Origin of the sequence: Arthrobacter psychrochitiniphilus (assembly GCF_003185915.1) — a bacterium.
Classification (GTDB): domain Bacteria; phylum Actinomycetota; class Actinomycetes; order Actinomycetales; family Micrococcaceae; genus Specibacter; species Specibacter psychrochitiniphilus.
Window position 1 is genome coordinate 61,262 of the sequence record NZ_QHLZ01000007.1, and the last position, 22,035, is coordinate 83,296.

The 22,035-nt window shown below is 60.1% G+C and carries 23 protein-coding genes and 1 other RNA gene; 18 read left to right on the forward strand and 6 right to left on the reverse strand.

Annotation, left to right across the window (positions count from 1 at the left end; all coding sequences use genetic code 11):
- The first annotated feature begins 159 nt into the window (after positions 1 to 159).
- From CVS29_RS11950 to CVS29_RS11985, 9 genes are all read left to right on the forward strand, one after another.
- Positions 160 to 1,383: a TadA family conjugal transfer-associated ATPase gene (locus tag CVS29_RS11950; RefSeq protein ID WP_110106567.1), complete on the forward strand. Its 1,224-nt coding sequence runs from the start codon at positions 160 to 162 to the stop codon at positions 1,381 to 1,383.
- Positions 1,383 to 2,237, forward strand: a complete 855-nt coding sequence (locus CVS29_RS11955; protein WP_110106568.1) for a type II secretion system F family protein — start codon at positions 1,383 to 1,385, stop codon at positions 2,235 to 2,237. Before CVS29_RS11950 ends, CVS29_RS11955 begins: the two co-directional genes overlap by 1 nt.
- A complete protein-coding gene (locus CVS29_RS11960) occupies positions 2,234 to 3,172 on the forward strand; it encodes a type II secretion system F family protein (protein WP_110106569.1) in 939 nt (312 codons plus the stop codon). Before CVS29_RS11955 ends, CVS29_RS11960 begins: the two co-directional genes overlap by 4 nt.
- Before the next feature lie 166 nt (positions 3,173 to 3,338).
- On the forward strand, positions 3,339 to 3,569 hold the full coding sequence (locus CVS29_RS18905; protein WP_245932227.1) for a hypothetical protein: 231 nt from the start codon (positions 3,339 to 3,341) through the stop codon (positions 3,567 to 3,569).
- A gap of 5 nt (positions 3,570 to 3,574) precedes the next feature.
- On the forward strand, positions 3,575 to 3,943 hold the full coding sequence (locus CVS29_RS18910; RefSeq protein ID WP_245932212.1) for a TadE/TadG family type IV pilus assembly protein: 369 nt from the start codon (positions 3,575 to 3,577) through the stop codon (positions 3,941 to 3,943).
- Positions 3,924 to 4,376, forward strand: a complete 453-nt coding sequence (locus tag CVS29_RS11970; RefSeq protein WP_110106571.1) for a hypothetical protein — start codon at positions 3,924 to 3,926, stop codon at positions 4,374 to 4,376. The genes CVS29_RS18910 and CVS29_RS11970 overlap by 20 nt, the downstream gene beginning before the upstream one ends.
- Entirely contained in the window at positions 4,373 to 4,846 is a 474-nt protein-coding gene (locus CVS29_RS11975) for a pilus assembly protein TadG-related protein (protein ID WP_245932213.1), read from the forward strand. The genes CVS29_RS11970 and CVS29_RS11975 overlap by 4 nt, the downstream gene beginning before the upstream one ends.
- Before the next feature lie 68 nt (positions 4,847 to 4,914).
- Positions 4,915 to 6,033, forward strand: a complete 1,119-nt coding sequence (prfB, locus tag CVS29_RS11980; RefSeq protein WP_110106721.1) for a peptide chain release factor 2 — start codon at positions 4,915 to 4,917, stop codon at positions 6,031 to 6,033.
- A gap of 212 nt (positions 6,034 to 6,245) precedes the next feature.
- Positions 6,246 to 7,040, forward strand: coding sequence for a VanW family protein (locus CVS29_RS11985; protein WP_245932214.1), 795 nt, complete (start codon positions 6,246 to 6,248; stop codon positions 7,038 to 7,040).
- A 91-nt stretch (positions 7,041 to 7,131) separates the two neighbouring features.
- Here CVS29_RS11985 and CVS29_RS11990 read toward each other — a convergent pair whose 3' ends face one another.
- On the reverse strand, positions 7,132 to 8,100 hold the full coding sequence (locus CVS29_RS11990; protein WP_110106573.1) for a PDDEXK family nuclease: 969 nt from the start codon (positions 8,098 to 8,100) through the stop codon (positions 7,132 to 7,134).
- A gap of 559 nt (positions 8,101 to 8,659) precedes the next feature.
- Here CVS29_RS11990 and ftsE point away from each other — a divergent pair.
- From ftsE to ssrA, 6 genes are all read left to right on the forward strand, one after another.
- The gene (gene ftsE / locus CVS29_RS11995) at positions 8,660 to 9,571 is read left to right on the forward strand and encodes a cell division ATP-binding protein FtsE (RefSeq protein WP_110106574.1); all 912 of its coding nucleotides are present in this window, start codon (positions 8,660 to 8,662) and stop codon (positions 9,569 to 9,571) included.
- Positions 9,568 to 10,482 carry a permease-like cell division protein FtsX gene (gene ftsX, locus CVS29_RS12000; protein ID WP_110106575.1) on the forward strand — a complete coding sequence of 305 codons (915 nt, stop codon included), beginning with the start codon at positions 9,568 to 9,570 and terminating at the stop codon, positions 10,480 to 10,482. The genes ftsE and ftsX overlap by 4 nt, the downstream gene beginning before the upstream one ends.
- Before the next feature lie 76 nt (positions 10,483 to 10,558).
- Positions 10,559 to 12,031, forward strand: coding sequence for a M23 family metallopeptidase (locus tag CVS29_RS12005; protein ID WP_110106576.1), 1,473 nt, complete (start codon positions 10,559 to 10,561; stop codon positions 12,029 to 12,031).
- A gap of 136 nt (positions 12,032 to 12,167) precedes the next feature.
- Entirely contained in the window at positions 12,168 to 12,644 is a 477-nt protein-coding gene (gene smpB, locus CVS29_RS12010) for an SsrA-binding protein SmpB (RefSeq protein WP_110106577.1), read from the forward strand.
- Positions 12,645 to 12,769: 125 nt separating this feature from the next.
- Positions 12,770 to 14,071, forward strand: coding sequence for a glycoside hydrolase family 3 N-terminal domain-containing protein (locus CVS29_RS12015; protein ID WP_245932215.1), 1,302 nt, complete (start codon positions 12,770 to 12,772; stop codon positions 14,069 to 14,071).
- A gap of 93 nt (positions 14,072 to 14,164) precedes the next feature.
- Positions 14,165 to 14,531, forward strand: a transfer-messenger RNA (tmRNA) gene (gene ssrA, locus CVS29_RS12020).
- Positions 14,532 to 14,611: 80 nt separating this feature from the next.
- Here ssrA and CVS29_RS12025 read toward each other — a convergent pair.
- The 4 genes from CVS29_RS12025 to CVS29_RS12040 form a co-directional block, all read right to left on the reverse strand.
- Positions 14,612 to 16,009, reverse strand: coding sequence for an L-serine ammonia-lyase (locus CVS29_RS12025; RefSeq protein ID WP_110106723.1), 1,398 nt, complete (start codon positions 16,007 to 16,009; stop codon positions 14,612 to 14,614).
- A gap of 475 nt (positions 16,010 to 16,484) precedes the next feature.
- Entirely contained in the window at positions 16,485 to 17,072 is a 588-nt protein-coding gene (locus tag CVS29_RS12030) for a hypothetical protein (RefSeq protein ID WP_146213045.1), read from the reverse strand.
- 107 nt (positions 17,073 to 17,179) lie between these two features.
- On the reverse strand, positions 17,180 to 17,914 hold the full coding sequence (locus CVS29_RS12035; RefSeq protein WP_110106579.1) for a hypothetical protein: 735 nt from the start codon (positions 17,912 to 17,914) through the stop codon (positions 17,180 to 17,182).
- Between the two features lie 82 nt (positions 17,915 to 17,996).
- A complete protein-coding gene (locus CVS29_RS12040) occupies positions 17,997 to 18,389 on the reverse strand; it encodes a hypothetical protein (RefSeq protein ID WP_110106580.1) in 393 nt (130 codons plus the stop codon).
- Positions 18,390 to 18,724: 335 nt separating this feature from the next.
- Between CVS29_RS12040 and CVS29_RS12045 the strand changes: the two genes are divergently transcribed.
- The 3 genes from CVS29_RS12045 (at position 18,725) to CVS29_RS12055 (ending at position 21,220) form a co-directional block, all read left to right on the forward strand.
- The gene (locus CVS29_RS12045) at positions 18,725 to 19,024 is read left to right on the forward strand and encodes a DUF4193 domain-containing protein (RefSeq protein WP_062007187.1); all 300 of its coding nucleotides are present in this window, start codon (positions 18,725 to 18,727) and stop codon (positions 19,022 to 19,024) included.
- 107 nt (positions 19,025 to 19,131) lie between these two features.
- Positions 19,132 to 20,802, forward strand: coding sequence for an AMP-binding protein (locus tag CVS29_RS12050; RefSeq protein WP_110106581.1), 1,671 nt, complete (start codon positions 19,132 to 19,134; stop codon positions 20,800 to 20,802).
- Between the two features lie 61 nt (positions 20,803 to 20,863).
- Positions 20,864 to 21,220 carry a DUF2568 domain-containing protein gene (locus tag CVS29_RS12055; protein ID WP_110106582.1) on the forward strand — a complete coding sequence of 119 codons (357 nt, stop codon included), beginning with the start codon at positions 20,864 to 20,866 and terminating at the stop codon, positions 21,218 to 21,220.
- Between the two features lie 43 nt (positions 21,221 to 21,263).
- Here CVS29_RS12055 and CVS29_RS12060 read toward each other — a convergent pair whose 3' ends face one another.
- Positions 21,264 to 22,019, reverse strand: a complete 756-nt coding sequence (locus tag CVS29_RS12060; protein WP_110106583.1) for a metal-dependent transcriptional regulator — start codon at positions 22,017 to 22,019, stop codon at positions 21,264 to 21,266.
- Between the last annotated feature and the right edge of the window lie 16 nt (positions 22,020 to 22,035).

Consider the following 22,035-nt stretch of genomic DNA (forward strand, 5'->3'; position numbering starts at 1 on the left):
GTGATGCCAGCGGCGCAATACCGAACGACATGAAGTAGCCACCTGCAGCCCCTACTTATCCACAGCCGCACGATTGCCCCTAGCGCGTCCCTATTGAACGGGTCTAGGCTCCTGACCATTGGCAAAGGCGAACACCGCAAAGGGGCGGACGTGGTCTGATTGGATGCGCTGACACAAGTTGAGGATGAAGTCCGGGAGCTCATCCGCCGTAAAGGTCTTGATCCGCTGAGGCAAGGCATGGAAGTCCGTGCCTTGGTTGAGGCAGCGGTCAACGATTATGGCGAGCGCTCCCTACTCGGTGCGGTGCCAGCACTTGCCCAAGCTGCCGATGCGAAACGCACGGTGTTCAACGCCGTCGCCGGTTTCGGTGCACTGCAACCACTCCTTGAAGATCCGGACATAGAGGAAATTTGGCTCAACGCCCCTGATGAGGTGTTTGTGGCTAGGCACGGCGAATCCGAACTCACCAACCTGGTATTCACCGCAGAGCAAGTGCGCGATCTGGTGGAACGGATGCTGAAAAGTTCTGGCCGCCGGCTGGATTTGAGCAGCCCCTTCGTGGACGCTGCCCTACCGGACGGCAGCCGGCTGCACGTGGTGATCCCGGACATCACCCAAACCCATTGGGCCGTGAACATCCGCAAGTTTACTGCCCGGGCCAGCCGCCTGGACCATCTGGTGGAGCTGGGTTCCCTCACACCACAGGCGGCACGTTTTTTGGGGGCAGCCGTCAGCAGCGGGCTGAACATCCTGGTCTCGGGCGCAACCCAGGCTGGTAAAACCACACTGCTGAACTGTTTGGCCTCCGGTATTGGTTCCCGCGAGCGTGTGGTTACCGTCGAGGAAATATTCGAGCTGAAGCTTCCCCTGCGCGACGTGGTGGGGCTGCAATGCCGCCAACCCAACCTCGAGGGCATGGGCGAGATCCCGCTGCGCCGCCTCGTCAAGGAGGCACTGCGCATGCGCCCAGACCGGCTCATTGTGGGTGAGGTGCGTGAGGCGGAAAGCCTGGACATGCTGATCGCCCTAAATAGTGGTCTTCCCGGGATGGCCTCGGTCCATGCCAACTCTGCGCATGACGCCGTGGTGAAGATTTGCACCCTCCCGCTTCTCGCAGGAGAGAACATCACGGCCGCCTTCGTCCTGCCAACAGTGGCGGCCTGTATAGACCTGGTGGTGCACTGCGTCCGAGCCCCCAACGGGCGGCGGTCCGTGGGGCAAATCCTGGCCCTGGGCCGCCGTGTGGAAAACGGCATCATCGAATCGAGCCTCGTCTTTGACACGGTCAACGGCCGGCTGGAAGCCTCGGACACCGCTATGCCGGCTCCTGAGAAGTTCGCAGCGGCAGGCTACAACGTGGCTGCCTTGATGGGGGAGTCCTAATGTCCGCGGTCCTCGGGCTGCTGGCAGGCCTGGGGATGTTCCTGATCTGGATGGCCTGCTGGAGTGAACCTGCCCGCAGCGCTGTCCCGGTCCGGGGTAATAAGGTGGCCTCATTGCTCCACCGGGCCGGCGTTCCTCAAGTCAGCCCTGCCTCCCTGCTGGTCAGCACCGCCGTGTTTGCCGTGGTGGTGGTCCTGATTGTTGTGGTGCTGACGCGCGCCCCGGCCATAGCCTTGTGCTTTGGCTTGTTCAGCGCCTACCTGCCCTTTGCGCTGCTGGCGATGCGCGCACGACGCCGGGCGGCAGTCATGCGCGATCTCTGGCCTGACGTTGTGGACCATTTACGCTCAGCCATCAGAGCCGGGCTTTCACTTCCCGAAGCTCTGACTCAGCTGGGGAGCAAGGGTCCGCTCCAACTCCGTGAAGAATTCAAAGCCTTTGGTGCGGATTACCGGGCCACCGGGCACTTCGAAAGCGCCTTGCAAAGACTCAAAGGATCATTGGCTGATCCCGTTGCGGACAGGATCATTGAGGCGTTGCGGCTCACGCGCGATGTTGGCGGCTCCGACTTGGGCAAACTGCTGGGCACGCTCTCCGAATTCCTGCGGGACCACGCCAGAACCCGGAGCGAACTTGAGGCCCGGCAGTCATGGACGGTCAATGCAGCCCGCCTGGCCGTAGCCGCGCCCTGGATTGTACTGATGCTCATGGCCACGCGCCCCGAAGCCATTGGCGCGTATAACTCAGCGCCCGGGTGGGCGGTACTGGGAGGGGGCCTTGTGCTCTCCGTGGTTTGCTACCGGATCATGCTGCGCATTGGGGCGTTGCCAGAGGAACAGCGGGTGCTGCAATGACGGGGCAGCTGCTGCTGGTGACCGGCGTTGGGCTTGTCCTGGGGGCCGGGCTATGGCTGACGTTGGTGCGTCTTCCTGCCATGCGTCGGCCCAGCTTTGCCCAACGTGTGGAACCTCAATTGCTGACGGCTTCCAGGCGTTCCCGGCTTCTGGAGAAGGAAGAACAAGTGCCGCTCTTTGGCCCACTGGAGCGTATTGCGCGCCTGGTGCTCAAGGATGCTGTGCAGAGACTTGGCCGGAGCAATATCAGTGTTCACGGACTCAGTGCCCGTCTTGCACAGGCTGGGCGGCAAGAGAGTGCTCTGGAATTCCGCGCCGCACAGTTGCTTGTTGCCGGGGTGGGGCTGCTTTTAGGGGTGCTGTTGACGCTGTTCTTACTGTGGCAGGGCCGCCTGAATCTTCTGGGCGCTGTGGTGCTCTCTGTGGGGCCCATGATGGGCGGGTACGTGTTGTATGACTACCTTCTGAGCTCACGGATCCAACGCCGGCAGGCCCGCATGCTGGCAGAATTCCCGGCGCTCGCAGAGCTGATGGCTTTAGCGGTGGGTGCGGGGGAGAGCGCCGTCAGTGCGCTGGACCGGGTGGCCCGGTCCTCATCCGGGGTGCTTTCTGCCGAATTTGGCGCGGTCCTGGCTCAAACACGGACGGGGATGCCGCTAGTAGAAGCCCTGAACCAATTCTCGGCCAGAGTCAATGTGCCGGCCCTGGCCCGGTTTGTGGACGGCATCAGTGTGGCCATCAATAGGGGCACCCCGCTGGCCGAGGTACTACGGGCACAGGCTCAGGATGTGAGGGACGTAGCCAAGCGTGAGCTGATGGAATCGGCGGGACGCAAGGAAATCGGCATGATGGTGCCACTGATCTTCGGGGTGCTGCCGCTGACAGTTGTTTTCGCCGTCTTTCCCGGCCTGGCCCTGCTGCAGTTTGGTTTCTAGATGGGCAGACACGGGACTACACGCAGAGGAAAGACTTTAGCAAAACAACAGCATCAGCAAAAGGAGAGGAAACATCATGCACGTTTTCAACAAGGCCAGGCAAAGGGCAACGGCGCGGTTCAGGGCAGTGATGACGTTCAGCGGCGGGCTACACGTCCGCGCGAGGATGTGGATCAGTGTGGCGAGGGAGTACTTGGTACGGCAGTGGCAGCGGGCCAACTACCGGTTGTCCCTGCCACTGGCCCTGCGCCCAGCTACTGGCAGAAGCCAAGGAGACGTGCCCGGGTGGGTTTTAATAACCCTCATGAGCGCCGTTCTGGTGGCCGGGTTGCTGGCCATCGCCGGGCCCGCACTGGAGGGCCTGTTCAACCAAGCCATGGAACAAGTTCAGCCTTAGCTTCGGTGCGGGAAACCGGGGCTGCGGTGGTCGACTTTGTTCTGGTGGGAGCGTTGGTGACGGTGATCTTTGTGGCCCTGCTCCAGCTGGCGTTGGTGCTGCACGTGCGCAACACTATGGCTGATGCCGCCTCATCCGCTGCCAGATACGGTGCCTTGGGGGATAGGACCGCGGCCGATGCCAAGGACCGGGCCATCCACCTTATGGATGCTGCCCTGGGGCCCGGCTATGTCCAGGACGTGTCCGTCAGCATTGACACACAGGACGGCCTGGATATTCTCCAAGTCTCGCTCAATGCTCCCTTGCCGTTGATAGGACTCTTCGGACCGGCACGATCCCTGGAGATGACAGGCCATGCCGTCATCACCCGTTGAAGCAAAGCCGCCGCCCGGCGCTAAATCAGAAGAAGGCAGCGCCATTATTGAGTTCATCTTTCTCGCGGTGCTGCTCATGGTGCCCGTGGCTTACCTGATTCTGACGGTGGGACAGCTCCAAGGCGGAGCATATGCGGCAGTGGGGGCCGCAGATCAAGCCGCCAAAGTGTTCGTTTTACACAAGGAGGTCCCCTCCGCACACCAAGCCGCTGAGCGTGCCGTGCGGCTGGCCGTAGCGGACATGGGCTTTGACCCCGATGCTGCAACTCTGTCCATTACCTGCAATCCCGGCTGTTCCACCGCCGGAGCCATAGTCCGTGCCCACGTGCAGCTCACAGTGGAACTGCCCGTGGTGGGCTCGCTGCCAGGAGTCAATGCCACGGCCGCCACGGTGGAATCCACTGCCCAGCAAAAGGTGGGACGCTACAAATGAAAACCCGCAGGAAAACTGAAACATCTCCAACAACCAACACCGGAGAAGAAACCGGACACGTCATGATCCTATTGATCGGCTACGTCCTGATCAGCCTGTTGGTAGTCACCGTGGTGGCAGCGGCCGGCAGCATCTACCTAGGACACAAGAAGCTGCTGTCCATTGCAGACGGCGCTGCGCTCGCAGCCGCGGATACCTTTGAACTCAGCGGAGGCAGTGCCACCGCTGATCCCGGGACCTTGCTCACCGCTCACAGCGTTCTCGGGGCAGCCCAGGATTACCTTGCCGGGATCGGCTCCCCGGAGGGTTTGGGCAACATTGTCCTGGATTCGGCCACCGGTGTGGGGGACGGTAGAACAGCGGTGGTGGGGGTGAGCGCCGTCGTCCATCCCCTCTTTATCAACTTCCTGGTCCCGGAGGGGATCAGTATCAGTGTCAGCAGCACAGCACGGGCCAACTTGGTGCTATGAAAAGTGCTGTGACGCCCGCGCTGGGGCCCGCCGCATGCAGCCCTGCCAATGCCGTAGGCTTGAATATCATGGCAGAGATTGACTTTCCCGCAGAACTCCGGGCCCTACGCGCAACCTACACTTCCATCGAGCAGGTCTCCGAAGTGGAGAAACTCATGGAAAATATTGAGGATTTATCTGACCAGGCTGGTTCGCCCAACCTCTGGGATGATCCCGCAGCCGCGCAGATAGTCACCTCAAAGCTCAGCCATGCCCAGTCCAAGCTGGAGAAGCTGCGTTCCCTGGAATCCCGGATCGATGATCTTGAGGTCCTTGTGCAGCTGGCTCAGGAAGAGGGCGACGCCGATTCCCTCACCGAAGCTGTCAAGGATCTCGCCGGTTTGCAGAAGTCCCTTCAGGATTTGGAAATCGTGACTCTGCTCGCTGGTGAATACGATGAGCGTGAAGCCGTCATCACCATCCGTTCCGGCGCTGGTGGCGTGGATGCTGCCGACTTCGCCCAAATGCTGTTGCGCATGTACCTGCGCTGGGCCGAACGCCACGGATACCCCACAGCGGTTCTTGACACCTCCTACGCGGAAGAAGCCGGGCTGAAATCCGCCACGTTCGAGGTCAAGGCACCGTACGCCTTTGGCACGCTCAGTGTTGAGGCCGGCACGCACCGCCTGGTGCGCATCAGCCCCTTCGATAACCAGGGCCGCCGCCAAACCTCGTTCGCCGCCGTGGAGGTCATCCCGCTGATCGAATCAACGGACAGCATTGAGATCCCGGATAACGAGATCCGGGTGGATGTTTTCCGCTCCTCAGGTCCGGGCGGGCAGTCCGTGAACACCACCGACTCCGCCGTACGCCTGACCCACCTTCCCACCGGCACCGTGGTGTCCATGCAGAACGAGAAGTCGCAGATTCAGAACCGGGCGGCCGCCATGCGCGTGCTGCAATCGCGCCTGCTGCTGCTGAAGAAGGCTGAGGAAGACGCCACCAAGAAGGCCATGGCCGGTGATGTCAAGGCCTCATGGGGGGATCAGATGCGTTCCTACGTGCTGAACCCGTACCAAATGGTCAAGGACCTGCGCACCGAGCACGAGGTGGGCAACGCTGGCTCCGTGCTGGACGGCGAGATTGATGACTTCATCGACGCCGGAATCCGCTGGCGCGCCGATCAGCGAAACGCCGAAAAGCACTAGACCTTTCGAATTCCCCGTCACAATTGCCGCACAGCTGTGGCAGGGTAGCCGCCAGCAGTAATGTGACTGGCGTTACTCTGTCACACGGCCCGGAAGCCTCCGGTACTTCCGGACAGCATGGGGTGGCTGCGTGCTTGCAGCCATGGTGGGGAAATGGGAATTTGGGTCGGAAGCTGTTTGGCGACATATCCCCGTTGACCTATGCCCTCGCCGTGAAACGGCAGATCGCCCAACGCACGCTGCGCGATTTCATCCGCCTGTTAACGCTGGCCTCCACCCGCGGGCAACAGGACCTACCGGTGGTCGTGTACAAGCACAATTCCCTCATCCGGCGGAAACTGGGAAATGTGGATGCGGCGCTGCAGGAAAACAAGGCTGTCAGCCTGGGCTTGGCCGCGCCGCATGTGGACGGGATCCTGATCAAGCCCGGCGAAACATTTTCCTTCTGGCACCTAGTGGGGCATTGCTCGGAGAAGAAGGGTTACAAGACGGGCATGACCGTCAGTAGCAACGGCCCATCCTCCGGGATTGGTGGGGGCCTGTGCCAGTTCACCAACCTGCTGCACTGGATGGTGCTGCATAGCCCGTTGGACATTGTGGAACACCACCACCATGGTGGCATCGACTTGTTCCCCGATTTCAACCGGCAAATTCCGTTTGGCACGGGAACCTCCATTGTCTACAACTATCTGGACTACCGGGTGTACAACCCCACGGAGACCACCTTCCAGGTCAGGGTTTCGGTGACCGAGGAATACCGGCGCGGAGAACTGCGCGCCAGTGAACCACTGGGCGTGAAGGTCCATGTCAAAGAAACAGACTCCCATTTCCAGGAAGTGGGGAAGGACGTGTACCGGCGCAACAAGGTCTACCGCAGCGTCATCGACAAACGCACGGGCAATGAGATTGCTAAAGACCTTATTGTCGAGAGCAACGCTAAAGTGCTCTATGACCGTGAACTGATCAATGCAACGATCCACCCGGAGTGCGAGGCCTCGCACAGCTAAGGTCGCGCTGCCGGGTGGCCCGGGGAATAATAATCGCGTGTGCAATTATTATGAGTAACTAGACTTGCGGATAAAGCGTAGGCGCTCCCCGTTAGGCGACGGCAGCCAGAAATGGTGCGTTGTACATTGCCAGGATCCGCCGCTTCATTTCCTGCTGGTTGGCAAGGTCCTTCCATTCGAGCCGGACGAAACGCCAGCCCAATTCCATGAGCCGCTTTTCGCGCTTCCGTTCCTCCAAGATGACCTTGTCGGTGCGTTCATAGGCGAAGTACTTGATATCGCCGTCAAACTCGACGATCAACTTTTGCCTTTCCCAGAGAAAATCAGGGCGATAGATCCTGCCACCCGCAAGAAGTTCCTTTTGCAGGACTGGCTGGTCAATGGCCATGCCGGCAATGATCAACCGGGTCCTGCTCTCGCCCGGTGATTCCGAAAGACCGTCCAATGAACGCAGCACCCGGCGCGCCTTGCGAACGCCGCGGCGCCCCGGCATCGAATCGACCAAGGCCAACATGACCGCCATCCGGGCTCCCTTGGACAGTGCATGGTCACCAATAATTACCGCTTCTGCGAATCCGCCTGCCCTTGCACAATCAACGACCGTGCGCTCCAACGTTGTTACAGTCACGGACATGCCGGTGCGCAGAAGCAACGAATGGGAATCCGTGACGGGCACAGCCTCGTGGTGTTGGACAACGTCCCTGGCACCGCTTGTCCCGGAGCTGGCCGATGCCCCGGTGACATGAATGCGGGCATCACTGTTCCAGATGAACAGCCCGTGCAGCCGCGCGGCCGTGAAGTACGAGTAGACGGGTTCGCCCCGGACCGTCATGATGTGCGCCAGGATCCGGAGTTTGTCCTTGTCCCAGGGCTTCAACGCTGCCCAGTGTGCGGCTCGCACGTAAGCACCCTTCCGCAGCCTGAAAACTAGTCTCCTGTCCAAAGCGGTGGCTAGCACTCGTTCGCCAAAGCCCGCTTCGGCCAGCTGGGCAGAAGTGGCAACCTGATAGAACGCTGGCCAGGCCTGAACCAATCGTCGCTCCAATTTGTTCTGTTCCATGCCCCGAGTCTGTTGATGTGTTAAGACGTCTTCAAGGACACTTTGTTGAAACCACCCATTCTGTGGACAACGCAGCCCGTATGCCGCGTGAAATCATCAGCTTCTTCCTTGTCCACACCGCAGAAGCTATACCTTGACATGGCAGGGGCGTGAATGTCAGAGGAACAGAAAGGGCTTCCCTGCGGGAATTGAACTCAAACGGGGCCAACCCGCGAACCACCCCACAAGAAACGCCGTTCTTGCGGGGCGACACCGGTTTCGGGAGTATACGCAGCCCGGTCCCCTTCTCTCAGCAGCGTTCACCCGGCTTGGCCCCGTTCTCGCGGAAACGTGGCCGCGTCCCGGGGAGCGGGCCGGCCGCAGTGAGAAGCCTGAAGCCGGTGCCTCGGCACCGTCCCACCCTGGATTCACAGCAACCCCCAACCTCGACACACCGCTGTGGAACCAGCAATAGCGCGGCCACACGCCTATAGTCGTTAAGCTGGCGGCTTCTTCCCCCAAACACCTGCCCGGACGCCAGCATGCCAGCGAATTGCGCTGGCCGGGCAATGAAAAAGTCATGATTCGTTTTGAAAATGTGAGCATAGCTTACGATCGCAAGGATAAACCTGCGCTCGACGACGTCTCCTTCGATGTGGAACGCGGCGAGTTTGTGTTCCTAGTGGGCTCCTCCGGTTCCGGCAAGTCAACCCTGCTGCGCTTGATTTTGCGCGAATACCGGACACCACACGGGCAGATTTACGTTGCCGGACAGAATGTTGCCAACGTCCCCAGCTGGCGCGTGCCCAAGTTCCGCCGCGGCATTGGCGTGGTGTTCCAGGACTTCCGCCTGATCCAGACTAAGACCGTGTTCGCCAATGTGGCCTATGCCATGCAGGTGCTGGGCAAGAACCGGGCCGCCATCAAGTCTGAGGTGCCGCGCGTGCTGGAACTGGTGGGCCTGGAAGATAAGGCGCACCGCACACCCACGGAACTCTCCGGTGGTGAGCAGCAGCGTGTGGCCATTGCCCGCGCCATCGTGAACCAGCCAGGAATCCTGCTGGCCGATGAGCCCACAGGAAACTTGGACCCTATCACCAGTGCCGGCATCATGGCCATCCTGGACCGGATCAACCAAAACGGCACCACGGTGGTCATGGCCACGCACGACGATGACATTGTCAACACCATGCGCAAGCGAGTCATCGAGCTCCACCATGGCCAAGTGGTCCGGGATGAGGCTACAGCCCTTTACACCTCCGCGATTCCGGTGGTGCAAGCGGGCGCCGCGGGACCCGCTATGGTCCCCGTCAAGACGGACGACGCCGAACCCATGACCCGCCGTCGCCGCGCAGCAACTGCCGCGGCAGCAGAGGACGGCACTTCCACGGAGGAGAGCATGCCGCCACGCCTTGAACGCAAGCTGGGAACGCCGCTGGGGGAAGCGGCGCCAACGCCTGCCGATGAGATGAATGACGGGAACAAAAAGTGAGACTTGCCTTCATTATGAGCGAGTTGGGAAGTGGCCTGCGCCGCAACCTGACGATGGTCATTTCAGTGATTCTGGTGACGTTTGTGTCGCTGACGTTCGTGGGAACGGCCGGACTCTTGCAGATGCAGATTGGCCAGCTCAAAGGATTTTGGTATGACAAGGTCCAGGTCACCATTTACCTGTGCACCGACATTCCTGCGAACACCAACTGCGTTTCCGGCCCGGTCACGGATGAGCAGAAGACAACCATTGAGGATCTGCTGGAATCACCGGCTGTGAAGCCTTATGTGGAGACATGGACGTTTGAGTCCCAGGAGGAGGCGCTGGGCCACTTCCAGGAACAGTTTGCCAACTCACCCATGGTGGACTCGGTGGAAGCTGCCAACCTGCCATCCTCATACCGCATCAAGCTGACCGATCCGACGAAGTACCAGATCATCAACGAGACCTTCGCGGCAACCCCGGGCGTGGATTCCGTGGTGGATCAGCGCAAGGTGCTGAATAAGCTGTTCTCCTGGATGAACATTGCCACCTATGTGGCCATGGGAGTTGCTGCTCTCATGACCATTTGTGCGGCGCTGCTGATTGCCACCACCATCAGACTGTCGGCACAATCGCGAACCCGAGAGATTGAAATCATGCGCCTGGTGGGCGCCTCACGGACTGTCATCCAGCTACCCTTTGTGCTGGAAGGTGTCATTGCAGCCACAATAGGGGCGCTTTTGGCCTCAGGCGCGGTCTGGTCCATTGTGCACTTCTTCTTTGGCGGTTACCTGGCCTCTTCCAGTTCCGGAACCCCCTACATCTCAACGGCTGATGCCTTTGTGATCTACCCGGTCCTGATACTGCTGGGAATCGTCTTGGCAGGCATCGCATCAGCCGTTTCGTTGCGTAAAAATCTCAAAGTGTAAGGTAGGTAGGGGCCTTGTTACCGAGGAGGCCCCTGTGACTGGAGTTGTTAGTGTCAATCGTCAAGGAGCTCAAGGCATGAATTCGAAATCAAGCGGGGGAATTGGAACCGTGAAATCCCCCCGGCTTGGGCGTTCTCTGCCCGGGTCCCGAGCGCTGCGGCACCGTTTCGGTGCTGCCATTGCAGCTCTTCTCGCCGTGGGTTTACTGGGGCTTGTGCCCCCCGCCCAGGCCGACGATCTTGGCGATCAGGCCAGCGCCCTTGAACAGCAGGCTCACGATGTTCAAGCATCGCTTGAGTTTGTGGACTCCGGGATTGCCAAGTCTGCCGCGGATCTTGTCATGTTCCAGGGCCAGCTTCCAGGTGCCCAGGCGGCGCTGACACAGGCACAGAGCCGCGTGAGCGCGGCAACGGCTGAGGTTAACTCCCTCGCAGCACGGATGGATCTTGCCCAGCAGAACAAGGACAAGATCACAGCCCAAATAGCCACGGATGCCAAGAAGGCCACCGAAACAAAGGCGCTGATTGGCCAGATCGCCGCCCAGTCTTACAAGGCTGGCGGCTTGCCCGCCAACCTGACCTTGATTCTGGGCGCTGAATCCACCACGGACTTGGCTAACTCCATAGACTTGGCCGAACAGGCCTTGCGCAGCCAGACCGCGGCTCTGGAAGAGTTGACGGCACAGAAGGCAACCAACCAGAATGCCCAGGCTCGTCTGGTAGCGGTGGAAGCTGAAATCACTGACTTGAAGTCGCAGGCCGATGCGGCACTTATTGCCGAACAGAGCGCCCGTGATGCTGCCGCCACGCAAAAAGCCACAGTTGATAAGCTCATCACCGATTCAGCTTCACTGAATGCCAAATTAGAAGCTCAAAAGCCGCAGATCCAGGCCAAGCTCAAGGAAGTTCAGGGCAAAAAGGCTGCTGTTGCCGCTGAAATCGCGGAGATTCAGCGCAAAGAGCGTGAAGCTGCCGCGGCCGCTGCCAAGGCAGAAGCCGAACGGATTGCCCGTGCGCAGGCAGCAGCAGCCGCAGCCGCAGCAGGTAACAATAACGGTGGCGGTGGCGGTGGTGGCAATAGCTTCGTGCCTCCGCCCTACGTGCCGCCAGCACCGGGTAACCCCTCCGCGTTCGGACTCCAGCACCCCTTCTCCGTCAATGTCCCCATTACCTCCGGTTTCGGCTGGCGGCAAACACCTGCTGGCACCATCGACTTCAACGGCACGGGCGGCTACGTCCACACTGGCATTGACTTCGGCGCCACGTGCGGTACCCCCGTGTACGCGGCAGCAGCGGGCACCGTGGTCATGGCTGGCTGGGATGTTTGGGGAGGTGGCTGGGGTGTCAAGATCAGCCACGGTGTCATTCAAGGGAACGCTCTCCTGACGGCCTATTACCACAACACCAATGTCCAGGTCAGCAATGGCCAAAAGGTCAGTCGCGGCCAGTTGATCGCCATCTCCGGTGGAACAGGCAACTCCACCGGTTGCCACGCGCACTTTGAAACGTGGCTCAACGGTGTTGCTGTTGATCCCATGACCTTGCTCTAGGCTCTAGAAAAACCGCTTTTTGTACCACCCGGCAGGCCCGGCTGAGAGTTGCATGACCCTCAGCCGGGCCTGGCGTTGTTAGACTTATACCTTGCGCCGCTGATGCGGCACCCAACCATCCGTGAAGGAGCCAGCTGTGCCGAAGGAAAGTGGCCTGAAGGTAGTGGCCACCAATCGCAAGGCCCGGCATGACTACCTCGTCATGGATACCTTTGAGGCCGGGTTGGTCTTGATGGGCACCGAAGTGAAATCGTTGCGTGAAGGCCGGGCCTCCCTGGTTGATGGCTTTGCCACCTTCTACGGAGATGAACTATGGCTTGAGGGTGTTTACATCCCCGAGTATCTAAATGGAAGCTGGACCAACCACACAGCCCGCCGCCGCCGCAAGCTGCTGTTGCACCGTGAAGAGTTGGAAAAGATTGAACGTAAAACCCGCGAATCCGGGTTCACCATCGTGCCCCTGCAGCTGTACTTCAAGGACAGCCGCGCCAAGGTGGAAATTGCCATTGCTCGCGGTAAGAAGGATTACGACAAACGCCACGCCCTGCGTGAACAGCAGGACAACCGTGAGGCGCTCCGTGCCATGCGCGAGAAGAACCGCGGCAGCGAGTAGGCAAGCAGGTTAGACCATGACGCGTGCTGGGCTTGAGAGCCCATCTCACCGGACGGTTTTATGAGTTGTTTGTGGGTGGTGTGTCCTAAGCTGACAGGTGAAGCATCTGTGGCGGAAGGAGGATCGTGACTGCGCTAAAAGATAAACGCTGGTGGATCGGCGCCCTTGGGCTTGTTGTTGTTGCGCTGGTGGTATTTTTTACCCTCCAATTCTTTCGCAACAATGCCCCTCAGATATCGCCCGCCAGTACTGCGCCCGCCAGTACCGCGCCGGCACAGACCGGCCCACCCGCCACCAGCACGGCCCCGCGGTCATCGTCCCCAGGCAACGCCTCGGTGCCCCCAACGCAGGCAAGTGTGGCTCCTGCGCCACCTGCGCCAAGCTTGGCTGAGGCAAAACTGGCGGCTATGACGTTAGAACAACGGGTGGGTCAAACGCTCATGGTTTCCTCGCCCGTGACCGGGGCAGACGCTGATTCTTTGTACGCCTTGGACACCCTGTACGTGGGCAATATTTTCATGGCGGGCCGCAGCGCGGTGGGGCAGGCCGGGATTGGAGCGGAAGTGGCTGCCATTACGGGTCATGTTTCCGGCTCGAGGACAGAGGGTGCGCGGCCATTCGTTGCTACCGACCAGGAAGGCGGGTTCGTGCAGATCATGCGCGGGCCAGGTTTTGCGCAGATACCCCAGGCCATTGAGCAAGGTCAGCTTTCGCCCGCGGAACTGCTCCGTGAGGCCACGGTGTGGGGGCAAGAGCTGGCCGCCGTGGGGGTCACCGTGAATTTGGCTCCCGTGCTGGACACAGTGCCCAGCGCAGAGTTCGCGCCACTGAACGCACCCATTGGGACCTTCGGACGCGAGTTTGGTTACACGCCCGCGGCAGTTTCGAGCCACGGGTTGGCTTTTGCTCAAGGCATGATGGATGCGGGCGTAGAGCCTACTGTGAAACATTTTCCGGGTCTGGGGCGGGTGACTGAAAATACTGATGTCTCCGCCGGCGTAACGGATGGCATTACGGTGCGCAATGACACCTATGTGGCCCCGTTCCGGGACGCTGTCAATGCTGGAGTGCCGTGGTTGATGATCTCGAATGCCTCATACCCGCGCATTGATCCGAACAATATGGCCCCGTTCTCCCGGATCATTGTGCACGACATGGTGCGTGGGGACCTCGGCTTCAAGGGTGTCATCATCAGCGACGATATTTGTAACGCCGTCCAAGTCTCGTCAGTACCAGTCTCACAGCGTGGCGTGCTTTTCCTGGAAGCTGGCGGCACCATGGCGTTGTGTACCAATCAGGGATTGATGCCGCAAATGTATGCGGGCATGGTTGACGCTGCCCGGACGGATCCCGCTTTTGCCGCAACAATTGACGCTGCGGCGCTGCTGATTCTGCAGCAAAAGCAAGCCAAGGGCCTCATTGACTAGCCCGAAGGAATATATTTGGCCCCGCATGCGCTAACATGGATAGTCCACGGACATTTCCCAACGGGCACGGTGCGTGGAATTGAAAAAACAATAGGGGATGATCGGTTTCGACGGTGTTCGTCGAGACAGGTGAAGCGGGTCGAGGATACAGGGTTATCTCGTAAACGATCTCTGTAAAACAATAAGTGCTGAATCAAATCGCACTGACTTCGCTCTTGCTGCCTAAGCAGTAAGACAGTCCGTCAGCCCGGGAATGCTCTCGTCCCGGATCCTGACGTCATTTAGAGGGCCACTGCTTCAAACGCTCGTTGTAGGCGTTTGAGGGACTCTTATACAACTGGGCCTGGCAGCTACTTGTTTGCGAGATAGTTGGGGCCGAGAAAAACCGACGCAAACTGCACCCGGAGAAGCCCTGACAACACAACATCGGACGGGAGTTCAATTCTCCCCATCTCCACATCCCTATTGGGACCTGTTCCCCACCATAGCGGTGGGGGACAGGTTCTTTTTTGTTCCGAAGCTTGGTTTTGCGGGTGGGGATTAGCACTCCACCACGTTGACGGCGAGCCCGCCCAGGGCCGTTTCTTTGTATTTGGAGTTCATATCGCGGCCCGTCTCCCGCATCGTGACGATCACCTCGTCGAGTGAAACCCGGTGCTGCCCGTCGCCCCACAGCGCCATTTTCGCCGCGTTAATGGCCTTGGCTGCGGCAATGGCGTTGCGCTCAATGCAGGGGATCTGCACCAACCCGCCAATGGGATCGCAGGTAAGCCCCAGATTGTGCTCCATGGCGATTTCCGCGGCGTTTTCCACCTGCTCCGGCGTACCTCCCATGACCTCGGCAAGACCCGCTGCTGCCATGGACGACGCCGATCCCACCTCCCCCTGACAGCCCACCTCCGCACCGGAAATGGAGGCCTGCTCCTTGTACAGGACACCCACAGCCCCGGCCGCGAGGAGAAACTTAACCACGACGTCGTCCTTCTCCCGTTGGGTGGCAGTTGCCATCCCGTCGGTGTAGTGGGTGGCGTAGAACATGACTGCCGGGATGATGCCGGCGGCGCCATTAGTTGGTGCTGTGACCACCCGCCCGCCGGAGGCGTTTTCCTCATTGACGGCCAGTGCCACCAAGTTGACCCACTCCTGCCAGAACTTCGGGTCCCGGTGAGGGTCCTCCTGCTTGAGGCGGGCATGCCAGTCTGGTGCCCGGCGTCGAACTTTGAGGCCTCCTGGCAGCAACCCGGTGCGGGCCAAAGAAGCGTTCTTGCACTCCTCCATGACATCGCGCAAGTGCAGAAGCCCGCTGCGAATATCCAGGGCGCTGCGTTCCACTAGTTCATTGGCATACATGACTGCGCTGAAGTTCGCGCCGGCGGTGGCGCAATGGCCCAACAGTTCGGCCGCCGTTCTGAAGGGGTAGGGCAGTAGCGCCTTGGAACTCTCCAGCTCGGCCGTGGCGCTATCCACTTCGCCCTCACGCACAATGAAGCCGCCGCCCACGGAGAAGTAGGTGGCTTCGTGGATGGCACTGTCGGCGTCGTCGAGGACCGCGAATTTCACGCCGTTGGTGTGGCGCGGCAGGACCGTCAACGGGTGCAGGATCATTTCTTCGGCACCGTAGGCCAACTCGATGCTGCCGGCAAGCAACAAGGGGGCGCCGGTGGCAAAGGCGGCAAGCCGTGATTCCACCTCCGCAGGGAGGATGAGTTCTGGTTCTCGGCCCTCGAGCCCCAGCAGTACTGCAGTCATGGTGCCGTGGCCGCGGCCAGTGGCAGCAAGGGATCCATAGAGGTCAACTCGTATAGCAGCAACTCGTGTCAGTACCCCGGCCACTTCGAGTTCGCGGACAAAGGCTGCGGCAGCCCTCATCGGTCCCACGGTGTGGGAACTGGAGGGGCCAATTCCTACGGTGAACAGATCAAATACGCCGACGCTCATGGCAGGGCCTTCCGGGATCATTGGGGCGCAGAGTCCAGGGTGTTGACCTGCTTTCCCATGGTACCGCCACGCCACGCGCACAGCCCCAGTCCGCACTTATCAGAGCCGGTGGTGAGCTCGAAAATTCATAGTTTCAAGCTAATGGTCATTTGATGGGCCGGTGGAAGGCCCTGGAAACGCTTATTGAGATGGGCGCTGATTGCACGAAAATCGTGTTCCGCGTTGGAATCAGCGGCTTCTTTCCGAGTAAGACAAGCTCCTCAGCGTTACTAAGTGAAGGTCCATCAAAAAAGGCAAAGTGAGAGCAAAAAATTGAGTGGTGGTCTGGCTCTGCAGCCAAACCACCACTCACCCCCAAAGTTTCATGCGAACCCTCGCAACATCCCGTGTTCACACATTCATTATTATGTCAGAGACTAATGGAAAAGTGTACATCTGGGCTCGAAATAATACATCGAAGTGATTATCAGCGGACTTACTGCTGGGCGGGGCGGCGGATGAAAGAGAACCAGACAAGAGACATCCCGGCCGCTACGAAGAGAATGGAGCCAAAGGAAAGTAACTGAACAAGGCTGCCCACGGGTAGAGGCGCGAGCTTGAGTACCAGAGTTATGCACACGAGGAAGAACCCCATGGACAGGCAGGCAGCTGCACTGCGGTCCACCAGGGCATACCCTGCGGAGAGGGCCGTCTTGGCCGTCGCGGGAACAAGTATGGCCGCAGCATAGGCCGTATAGCTCAGTCCAATCCACATATAGGCCGCCACAGTGGGCTGGTCGCCAAAACGGGTCAATCCAGGGCTGGAGCCCTCCACCTCGGAGAGCAGAAAAGTGATAAGAATACCCACAGTGCTGGCGGCCAGCACCAGCAGCCCGACTGGCCCTCGGATGAGCTTGAGAGCTCTTGGTGATTTATAGGCCGCAGCGACTCTGGAGGCCAGTAGAAAAAAGACAGAAAACAAGCTCAGCCGCACAATCACATTCGCCAGATTGTGCCCACCCAAGAGTTTATCCACGGGAAAATAAATACTGGGAATGCTCAAAGCCACAGCGATGGATGCCAAAGCAAAGATCCAAAATAACCCACGGTTGTGTCCGGACCGTACGGCTGGAAGGCGCCAGGCAGTGCACAGGAGGCAAACTCCCAGCACCACCCACTGCAAGATTGAAATCATCCGAGATTCTCCCAAATACTTTGAACAGCGGCTCTGTCATCTTCATTGCGGCGCATGAGGCGGCCAAGGATTTCGAGCCGCTGAGCGGCGAGGCTAGCTAGAGCGCTGTTTGCGGTCTGCCTCAAGGCGAGTTCTCTAGCATCAGGAGCCCACCCTGCCTCTGTGGGGGAGAGAAAGCCGGTGGCAACCAGACCGTTGGTCAAGCCCACGTTGGCAATCCGGGCTGTGGCTACCGCAAGCTCTGCTGAGAGCCTATTGGCGCTGATTTGGGCTGAGAAGTTCTGGGGTGCCATGTCCGCATCCCGGGCCACTCTCTGACGCAGCTCACCCACATCCACGGCGTCGAGCCAGGCGCGCACTGAGGATCTGTGCGGCACTGATGTCAATAGCGCAGGCTTAGGGGCCAGGGCGCCCTCTACCTGCGTTTGCCGGTTCAAGATCTCTTGGAGCAGGTCATAATCTGAAATTTGGCTCAGCAGCTCAGCTTGCGTAGGCGCTTTGATGCCTGTGGCCAGGTCAGTGAAGAGGGGGAAAGTAGAGAGGGAGGCCACCACGGGTAGGTTCAAAGCACGGCTGACGGCGGCTACGGTGGCCACTGAAACCCGCCCCCGAACCAGCTGCTGGGCCAAAGTTGAGCGCTTAATGCCGGCGGATCGGCACACCGCTGCTTGGCTGGTATCGCCAGCAACAGTGCGCAGCCACTGCTGGAAGAGTTTGGCCGGAACTGTCACGTCAAAACTCTACTCGATGCAGGCCTGCAGCGCTGTGGCAAGCCGCGAACAAACCACACCACCCCCACGCCCCGTTGCCTAACTACTGGTCTTGGGAATCGACGATGCCAATAAAACGGCTCCCCACGCCGTCGTACTGGCTGCGACGAGAACCGGGCTCAGGCTCAGGCAGCTCCGAAGTTTCATGGAAGTCGCAGATGACATAAGTGAATTCCGGCCACCACTTTTTGGGGCGGGCCACTTCCAGGAAATCGCACAGGTAGCAGCGCAGATCCACCCAGACCGGACGTTTACCGGTGGCGTTAGCCCGGGATTGCGCCAGCCACGCCGGGGGATTGGTGTCAAGGGCGGCAACTTCGGCGGCGCTCAAACGCGAGGGGATACCGTTGCGGGCTGCCATCTCCGGCGGAATATTCAAAGCTTGAGCCACTTGCCGGCGGTTGAGCGAGACGCGGGGGGAATTGTTGTTTGCCATGGTGCTATCAAGAATAGGTCTAAGCCTGCGCGCTGGCGATTCCTGCTCTCCGGCAGGGCACCGCAAAAGCTGCGTGGAGCACGCCAAACACGCTCGGATGGCGCTCTATGGGGTCCAAACGGGGCCCTCGGGAGGGTGATAATCGCCACAAATTACCCGTGGCGCAGGGCGCCGTGAGAGCAAATTTTGCGAGAATACAACAAATTCCCATACCATCCCCTATGCTGTGGGAAAACATCGAGGAATTTAAGGCGCGTTTCCAGCTTTCTAGGGCTAGGATGGGGCGCTGAAAGACCCCGCCACTACCACGAGTACTTCAGGAGTTTGAAAACCGCATGGCAACGGATTACGACGCACCCCGCAACAAGGACGAAGACCACGAGACAGAGTCGCTTCAGGCGCTCCAGGTTCAGCGTGGCGGTGCACAGACGGCCCATATTGACGTCGAAGATTCAGACACCGCAGAGGGCATGGATCTGCCCGGCGCGGACCTCTCCAACGAGGAACTGGTTGTTCAGGTCATTCCCGCCCAGGATGATGAATTCACCTGCTCATCATGCTTCCTGGTCCGCCACCGCAGTCAGGTAGCACGCGAAAAGAACGGCATGCTGTTCTGCAAGGATTGCGAAGGCTAAAGAGGCCGGTACAGCCCGCGGCAGCCTAAGCACTGCCGTAGGCTCAGCTGCACTGCCGGCACGTAGCGTTCGTTGCAGCCGGGCGTCATCAAGCAGGAGAGCAAATCATGGTTGAGCGTGTTCAAGAGCTAGCGGCGCGGTTCGCCGCGCCCGGCGCTAATGCGCCGTGGCTACTGTGCGACAGCCATCCCGCTGGCGAGATTGCCTTCACGGTGATTGACGCAGAGTTAGAGAGCATGGACATCAGTTACGGCGAACTGCGAGCGAAGTCCACGCAGTTCGCCGCAGCTTTGCGCTCTCTTGGAGTCAAGCGCGGAGATCACGTGGCCACTCTCATGGCGAAGTCTGCCGAGCTGGTGATTGCTCTGCTGGGAATTTGGCGGCTGGGGGCCGTTGACGTTCCGCTCTTTACGGCTTTCGCCCATGACGCCATTGACTTCCGCCTTAAGTCCAGCGGTACGCGGCTGGTCATTTGCGATGCCGATCAGCGCCGCAAGCTGATGCCGCCGGGCGAGGTCCCCACCGATGCCTCCCTGCCGGTGGTGGTGGCTCACGGTGACGCTTTTGGTTACGATCTCTCACTCGATGAGATGGTGGCCGGGACCGGCGCCTTTGCCGAGCTGGGAGAACTTTCCGCTGCAGATACTGCCCCGCACGACGTCGGACCGGTGGCCGTGGGTGGGGGTGGAACGCTGGCGCAGTTGTTTACCTCAGGGACCACTGGCGCGCCCAAGGGTGTGCCCATTCCCCTGCAGGCGGTAGCTTCCTTTGCTGGCTACCACCACTTTGGTTTGGATGTCCGCAAGGACGATGTTTTCTGGAACGCTGCCGATCCCGGCTGGGCTTACGGCTTGTACTTCGCTATCTTGGGGCCCCTGGCCGCAGGTCACCGCTCACTATTGCTCCGTGCCCCCTTCACACCAGAGCTGGTGTGGGCCGTCATGGAGAAATTCTCCGTCACTAACTTTGCCGCAGCCCCCACGTTGTACCGTGCATTGCGCGCAGGATCCCCGGACGGGCTCCACCACCAGCTGCGCCGGGCCTCCAGCGCCGGTGAGCCGCTGACTCCCGACGTGATTGCCTGGGGCAAAGAGCGCTTTGGCGTGGACGTGCATGACCACTACGGCCAAACCGAGTTGGGCATGGTGGCCGGCAATGCCTGGGATGAATCCCTACAGGCACCCTTGCGGCCCGGCTCCATGGGCGTGCCGTTGCCGGGCTGGAGCGTGGACGTGCTGGCCGAGAATGTTGATGTGCCAGCCGCTGATGGGGAGCAGGGCCGCATAGCAGTCAATGTTCCACAAAGTCCCTTCATGTGGTTTTCCGGCTATGTGGATGCCCCGGCAAAGACTATGGAACGGTTCAGCGCTGACGGCCAGTGGTACCTCACCGGTGATGCCGGCCGCCGAGATAGCGATGGTTTCATTTACTTCTCTGCACGCGATGATGATGTCATCATCATGGCCGGGTACCGTATTGGCCCCTTCGACGTGGAATCCGTCATGGTGCGGCACCCAGGCGTTGGCGAAGTAGCGGTCATTGGCGCCCCGGATGATATTCGCGGTGAGGTTTTGGAAGCTTTTGTGGTGCTGCGCCCCGGATACCAGGCCTCCGATGAGCTCTGTATGGAATTGCAGCAGTTGGTAAAAACCGGATTTGCCGCCCATGCTTACCCGCGGCGCATTCACTTTGTTTCAGAACTGCCCAAAACACCCAGCGGCAAGGTGCAGCGTTTTGTATTGCGCCGGGACCGGGCAGCAATGACCGAGAAAAACTAGCAGGCGGAGAAATCTAGTGGGACGACGCAGGGTGGATGGGCCTCAGGGAGCACGCTTGGACATGGTTGCGTTGAGCCCTGCGCTCCGGGGCGCAAGCCAGGTCCTCGGCTTCGTGCTGGAGGTGGCCATGCTGGCCGCATTCCTCTACTGGGGGTTCGCCCAGGCTGCACCCTGGAACCTAGTCCTTGGCATAGCGCTCCCAGCGGTTGTGGTTGTTCTGTGGGGCGCCTTCTTGGCTCCTCGCAGCGAACGCTTTGTGGGGGCCCAACGCGCACTGTGGGCGGCCCTGCTCCTGTTCGTAGCCGCGGCTGTGGCCCTGTTCAGCGCCGGCTCAGCTGTTCTGGGCATCCTCATGCTGGTGGGAGCGGTGAGCCATTTTTGCCTGGCCCGCTGGCTCAGTGACCCGAAGGCTCAGTGACCCGAAGTAATAGCCGGGAAGCTGCCGGTCAGAGCCCGGAGATTCAGAGCCCGGACATGTGGGGGACCATCAGGGTTCCTCCCGTGGGCTCCTGAACGCAGCAGCCAGCGTGCTGTCCTACCGATGCCAGCCACAGCGAAACCGCAGCGTCAGGGCCCAAGGTGAGAGGGCCGGCGTCGTGCGTGGCAGTTCTCAGGCCCACCTGCCAGCCGGCGCCAAAGGGCAACTGGCCAACTACCAACAGCTCCGTGTCAAGCCCCAGCCCCTGCTGCTCAAAGTAGCGCAAAAGCTCAGGGTCATGATCGCTGATGCGGCTGATCCGGCCTACATGCCCAGGATCGAGCTCGTCCAGACGGTGTGAGGGGACCATGGCGATCTGGCCCTGCGCATCGGGGATGGGATCGCCATGAGGGTCACGGAACGGGTGGCCCAACTTGGCGCTCATGCGTTCAATGAAATGATCAGAGACGGCATGTTCTAGCTGCTCCGCCTCGTCATGGACCTCGTCCCAGGTGTAACCGAGCTCGTTCACCAGGTACGTTTCCAAAAGCCTGTGCCGCCGGACCATGGATAAGGCAAGGCTCAGACCCTTGGGTGTCAGGTGAATGGGGCTGTAGGGCTGGTGATCCACAAGGCCCTGATCCTTGAGCTTGCGCACCATTTCTGAGACGGATGAATTGGCAACGCCCAGGCGGGTGGCCAGCACCGAGGAGGTGATGGGTTTGTCCTGCCACTCGGTGTAGGCATAAATGACCTTCACATAGTCTTCGAAGCTGGAGGAAGTGGCAGTTGGTTTCACACTCTTCAGCCTACCC

Excerpts from the sequence above, each read along its gene's own strand:
- CVS29_RS18905 (WP_245932227.1), top strand. The coding sequence starts at position 3,339 with ATGTGGATCAGTGTGGCGAGGGAGTACTTGGTACGGCAGTGGCAGCGG.
- prfB (WP_110106721.1), top strand. The coding sequence starts at position 4,915 with ATGGCAGAGATTGACTTTCCCGCAGAACTCCGGGCCCTACGCGCAACC.
- CVS29_RS12040 (WP_110106580.1), bottom strand. The coding sequence starts at position 18,389 with ATGGCAAACAACAATTCCCCCCGCGTCTCGCTCAACCGCCGGCAAGTG.
- CVS29_RS12025 (WP_110106723.1), bottom strand. The coding sequence starts at position 16,009 with ATGAGCGTCGGCGTATTTGATCTGTTCACCGTAGGAATTGGCCCCTCC.
- CVS29_RS11970 (WP_110106571.1), top strand. The coding sequence starts at position 3,924 with ATGCCGTCATCACCCGTTGAAGCAAAGCCGCCGCCCGGCGCTAAATCA.
- CVS29_RS12050 (WP_110106581.1), top strand. The coding sequence starts at position 19,132 with ATGGTTGAGCGTGTTCAAGAGCTAGCGGCGCGGTTCGCCGCGCCCGGC.
- CVS29_RS12045 (WP_062007187.1), top strand. The coding sequence starts at position 18,725 with ATGGCAACGGATTACGACGCACCCCGCAACAAGGACGAAGACCACGAG.
- ftsE (WP_110106574.1), top strand. The coding sequence starts at position 8,660 with ATGATTCGTTTTGAAAATGTGAGCATAGCTTACGATCGCAAGGATAAA.
- CVS29_RS11955 (WP_110106568.1), top strand. The coding sequence starts at position 1,383 with ATGTCCGCGGTCCTCGGGCTGCTGGCAGGCCTGGGGATGTTCCTGATC.
- CVS29_RS11975 (WP_245932213.1), top strand. The coding sequence starts at position 4,373 with ATGAAAACCCGCAGGAAAACTGAAACATCTCCAACAACCAACACCGGA.
- CVS29_RS12055 (WP_110106582.1), top strand. The coding sequence starts at position 20,864 with ATGGTTGCGTTGAGCCCTGCGCTCCGGGGCGCAAGCCAGGTCCTCGGC.
- CVS29_RS12005 (WP_110106576.1), top strand. The coding sequence starts at position 10,559 with ATGAATTCGAAATCAAGCGGGGGAATTGGAACCGTGAAATCCCCCCGG.
- CVS29_RS11990 (WP_110106573.1), bottom strand. The coding sequence starts at position 8,100 with ATGGAACAGAACAAATTGGAGCGACGATTGGTTCAGGCCTGGCCAGCG.
- CVS29_RS11960 (WP_110106569.1), top strand. The coding sequence starts at position 2,234 with ATGACGGGGCAGCTGCTGCTGGTGACCGGCGTTGGGCTTGTCCTGGGG.